This is a genomic window from Okeania sp. SIO3B5 (assembly GCF_010692555.1).
Lineage (GTDB): Bacteria > Cyanobacteriota > Cyanobacteriia > Cyanobacteriales > Microcoleaceae > Okeania.
The window spans coordinates 1-4,469 of record NZ_JAAHHG010000691.1 but is presented as its reverse complement, the minus strand read 5'-3'; the positions used below and the strand labels follow the sequence as shown (position 1 = coordinate 4,469).

The following is a 4,469-nucleotide window of genomic DNA, read 5'->3' as shown; positions in this document are numbered from 1 at the left end:
TTACAATTGTCCCCGATAGTTTAGGAGATAAGTAAAATTTTGTCTCCTTTTTTCCTCAGAGTGAAGATAATATTCAATGTGTGGATGTGGAATTATCAGCACAGCAAATTCAGCAACTTGAGAAAGTCAGTCAAATTGAACTTGGTTTTCCTCATGATTTCTTTAATGCAGATCTGCCCAGAAACTTTGTTTATAATGGTACATTTGACAAAATTGACAATCATCGTTATTCACAATTAATTGATTAAGAAGATTAGGTGGCGATCGCTTGTTATATCATGTTCGGTTAAATACTTAGGGTTTGCGTATGGAAAGTCTTTTTGCTGGAGTAGGAGACAGGAGACAACCCACCCCTAGCCCCTCCCAGGAGGGGAGGGGAAGACAGGAGAAATGGCTTGGGAGCGAGGAGGTAGGAGCTAAGTTTTGTCTCTCAATTTTTCTGCCATCATCGTCCCAAAATACTAGCTTTATGCAGCTATTGCCACCGAAAAGCTGGTACTTTTTTCAACTCTAAAACGCTAAAACCAATATCTGTCAATAGCTTTTTATCCCCCTCCTGGGAGGGGTTAGGGGTGGGTTGCCTATTGCCTACTGCCTATTGCCTGCGCACAGCGCTATATATTTTTTGGCAGTAATTGCAAACTCAAGCAAATTAGATTCATATTTATCTCCGGCAACATTTGCAAAAAACTCATTAACAACAAAGCCATTACTTTCTAATTCATTTTTTAGTGTTTCTTTACTGAAATACTGTAGCCAGTTGTAAACAATACGTTTTTTGTTTTTTTCAATGATTGTGTATTTGTCTAAACTTACTTTTTCGATTTCATATATGAATAAATTTACAAAACAATAGTATTCTTCTGACGACCAAAAATTATTTAGATGATTATGTTCATAAAATGCTGACTCTTGTTTTTTGTTGAAACTTTTGATTGAATAGACATCAAGTAAAAGAGAACCATTCTGTTTTAGTAGCGATGAAAATTTTTGAAGTAGTGTTTTCCTTTGTTCTGGACTCAGTGCACAAAAATCACACATGATCATGGTGATTAGATCGAATTTTTCAGATGTTTGAAAGTCTAAATAATTTGTATTTACATAATTGATTTTCAAACTATTTTCTGTTGCTACCTGTTGAGCATAGTTCAGAGAATTTTTTGAAAAATCAATTCCTGTTACTGATGCGCCTTTTTGGGCAAATCTTGTTGTATACAAACCAGGGCCACAACCAAAATCAGCAATAGCGCAGTTCTCATCTATGTTAAAATATTCAATTATCCATTTAGCGGAGCGATCTATAAAAGCCTTGTTTCGAGAAGAAAGGTCAATATCTTCACTTAAATGATATTCCAGCATAACATTAGCTGTATGCTCATTCGTCCACAATTCATTGGCTGTATAAAATTCAAATGGCTTAGGCTTAGAATTTATTTCTTTGAGCTCATCAAACATGATTTGATCACACCTTTAGGTTTTGTTTCGGTTAAGTATAGATGGGTTCTAGAGAGAAGTAATTCTTGGATGGAAAGATTTCATTAATGGATAATGGATAATGGATAATGGATAATGGATAATTACCTCTGGTTAAAACCGCTACGGAATTGAATATAAGGAAATATTATTTCTTTTTTTCCCCTTGAAAGGGGAGGCTTTTAACCAGAATTATTTAATTAATAATTATTAATTATTAATTATTCGGTAAAAATTTAGTTAAAAACTTTTATGTTTTGTTAGATTTATGCTTAAAAGATTAGCGATTACTTAGATCTTAAATAAATTTTATCAGATTTTTAGTATAGTCATTTCAATTTCAAGTGAGACACTGCCTTGTGATGATAGCCTTCATAGCTAAATCTTTGTATCATTCTTATTTGAAATGACTATATAATTTAAATTTCGTAATATTAATCAACTTAAAAGATCCACTCAGGGGTTCTATACTAATTTTTATCTTACAAATTGAAGTGCGGAATGTGGGAAGTCAAATTTTACTTTTTTCCGAAAGTCCAGTTAAATACTAGAGTAAATTCCTAGATTTGAGCTGCAAATATCTATCTACCAATTCTGTACTAATTTGATTTGCTGGCGCATCTAAAACCAAAACTCCTTTCTGTTTCAACTGACTAAAAGCAACCTGTCTTTGAGATAATAAATCTATTGCCACAGCACAAGTATAAGCAGCATGACTTTTTTCATGTACCTGCTGATTTTCTCCAGAAAAAGTAGTATGAGCTAATTTATTCACCAATGGATCGCACAAAGCCACACAAAATGGTAAATAACGAGGCGTTAACCTTGCCAATGCTGCCAAAAGTTCTGCAGAAGCAGTAGTATCCACAATATCTGTAATTACCACTACTAAAGCACGACGGGTTTGTTGCTTAACCACTCTAGTAACTGCCTCAACATAATCTGGTTCCCGCAAAACTGGTTGAACAGGTGTCAGACTTTCAATTAATTTTGATAATTGATTTTTTCCCCTCTCTGGTGGTATCCAAGTACTGAGTTGACGCTCAAATACTCCCACTCCCACACGATCGCCTCTACTCAACCCCGCCATTGCCAATGACAAAGTAGCATTCAAACCCCAGTCAAACCGCTTTAAACCCTGCACCTGTGCAGTCATCAACCTCCCTCCATCAAGTAAAATAATCAAAGTTTGCTCCGTTTCTGGTTCCAATACCCGCACTAAAGGACGACTACGACGAGCAGTAGCTTTCCAGTCAATGAAGCGTATATCATCACCAATACCATATTCCCGGAGTTCGGAAAATTCTGTTCCCATTCCCAGGCGTCGCTTTTGACGCATCGTGCCAGTATTTTGTAGAGAGAGACGGATAGAGAGCGATCGTAACCCCAGCAAATCTGGATAAACTGCCACCTGTTGACTTGCCGGAACTTGCCATTGCTGCCACGCTAACCCCCACTGCCCCAATTGTCGGGCCCGAATATTTCCCCACTGAAACTCACCTCGTTTATCGGGGTTGACATGATAAGTTAATTCCTGACTGCTGTTAGGTTCAACTATTGCTGAGAGAGTAGTAGAGGAAGTGGCAAATTCTGGGGGATAATCATCATGCAAAATAATATTTGCCCTGTGTTTGCCAGACTCAACGGATATAGTAATATGATTATCTCGCCCAATGGAAAGCTTCTGTAAAGGGTAGCGCGCTAGTTTGACTCGATGAGGTTTCACTGTAGCTCCATCCCAAACAGCCAAACTACAGATAATCAAATCAAACAGTGCTAGTGCCATCAAACTTATTTGTCGGTCGAAAAAAATAGCGATGGCTGGCGCAACAACCATTCCTAATAATAATAGTAAATATAAACGTTTTGAAGGAATCATTTCGAGTTATACCAAATTCAAAAAATAATCCTAAAAATTAGGACTTGTTAAGTAGATTAATCATATCAAATCTATTATAATTAATAACTGTATAATAGGTTTTGGCTTTTGCAAGATAAGCTTGTATTCAGTTAGGTTGAAATGGCAAAAGATATTTACCATCAGATAGTTAAAACAGGATTAGTGAAGGATGGATGGACAATTACTGACCAAAAAATAAGGTCTCAAGCCTCCTGCCCTTTTAAGGGGATGAAAAAAAATAAAGTTTAATATTTCAAGCCTCTGACTTCAGGCAGAGGTACTGATAACTGATAACTGAAATGACGACCCTTTACGGCTAAAAGTTGGCCGTAGGATTCTTTATGCAGATTTGGGGGCAAAAAAGCTCTTAGCAGCTCAAAAAGAGGGACAGAAAATTGCTGTAGAAATAAAAAGCTTTTTAAGTCCATCTCCCATAAATGATTTAGAACAAGCCTTGGGTCAATACATCATTTATACACAAATTTTGTCCGATCAACAGCCAGAGTGTCTGTTATATCTGGCTATTACTGAAGACATATTTTCAGGCTTCTTTTCAGAAGAATTACCACAGTCTGTTATTAGATTTAATCAAGTTAAACTACTAATTTTCAAACCAGAAACAGAGGAAATTGTAGAATGGATAACTTAAATTTATATCGAGATATAATTGAGAAAATTCTCCAAAAATACGCCAATATGCCTTATACTTATGGTGAAATTGAAGAGTATTTAATTATCGATCAGGAACGTAATCATTTCTTACTATTAGATGTTGGTTGGCAGCCAAAACGTCGCGTTCACGGCTGCATTACTCATATTCAAATTATTAATGGTAAAATATGGATTCAACAAGATGGAATGGAAGATGGAATTGCTCCAGAACTTGTTGAGGCAGGAATTCCGAAATCAGACATTGTTTTAGGGTTTCATCGGCCTAATGTAAGACACCATACAGGTTACGCGATCGCCTAGTAGTTGAGAGATGGGGAGATGGGGAGATGGGGAGATGGGGAGGTGGGGGGATGGGGAGATGGGGAGATGAGGGGAAGGGCACACGTCTGGAGTACAGGCCACACCCCGGCCGGATCTGGGGTGC

The 4,469-nt window shown here is 37.0% G+C and carries 5 protein-coding genes and 1 pseudogene; 4 read left to right on the top strand and 2 right to left on the bottom strand.

What is annotated here, in order from left to right:
- Positions 1 to 86: 86 nt before the first annotated feature.
- Positions 87 to 248 carry a hypothetical protein gene (locus tag F6K54_RS40950; RefSeq protein ID WP_293090217.1) on the top strand — a complete coding sequence of 54 codons (162 nt, stop codon included), beginning with the start codon at positions 87 to 89 and terminating at the stop codon, positions 246 to 248.
- Positions 249 to 588: 340 nt separating this feature from the next.
- Here the strand turns inward: F6K54_RS40950 and F6K54_RS40945 are convergent, their stop codons facing one another.
- Both F6K54_RS40945 and F6K54_RS40940 read right to left on the bottom strand, forming a co-directional pair.
- The gene (locus tag F6K54_RS40945) at positions 589 to 1,455 is read right to left on the bottom strand and encodes a class I SAM-dependent methyltransferase (protein WP_293090215.1); all 867 of its coding nucleotides are present in this window, start codon (positions 1,453 to 1,455) and stop codon (positions 589 to 591) included.
- Positions 1,456 to 2,020: 565 nt separating this feature from the next.
- On the bottom strand, positions 2,021 to 3,352 hold the full coding sequence (locus tag F6K54_RS40940; RefSeq protein WP_293090214.1) for a DUF58 domain-containing protein: 1,332 nt from the start codon (positions 3,350 to 3,352) through the stop codon (positions 2,021 to 2,023).
- 141 nt (positions 3,353 to 3,493) lie between these two features.
- Between F6K54_RS40940 and F6K54_RS40935 the strand changes: the two genes are divergently transcribed.
- The 3 genes and pseudogenes from F6K54_RS40935 (at position 3,494) to F6K54_RS40925 (ending at position 4,345) form a co-directional block, all read left to right on the top strand.
- Positions 3,494 to 3,622, top strand: coding sequence for an element excision factor XisH family protein (locus tag F6K54_RS40935; protein WP_293090212.1), 129 nt, complete (start codon positions 3,494 to 3,496; stop codon positions 3,620 to 3,622).
- A 64-nt stretch (positions 3,623 to 3,686) separates the two neighbouring features.
- Positions 3,687 to 4,022, top strand: a pseudogene (locus tag F6K54_RS40930) (element excision factor XisH family protein); the annotation flags it as partial.
- A complete protein-coding gene (locus tag F6K54_RS40925; protein WP_293090210.1) occupies positions 4,010 to 4,345 on the top strand; it encodes a XisI protein in 336 nt (111 codons plus the stop codon). The pseudogene F6K54_RS40930 and the gene F6K54_RS40925, both read left to right, overlap by 13 nt.
- Positions 4,346 to 4,469: the final 124 nt, after the last annotated feature.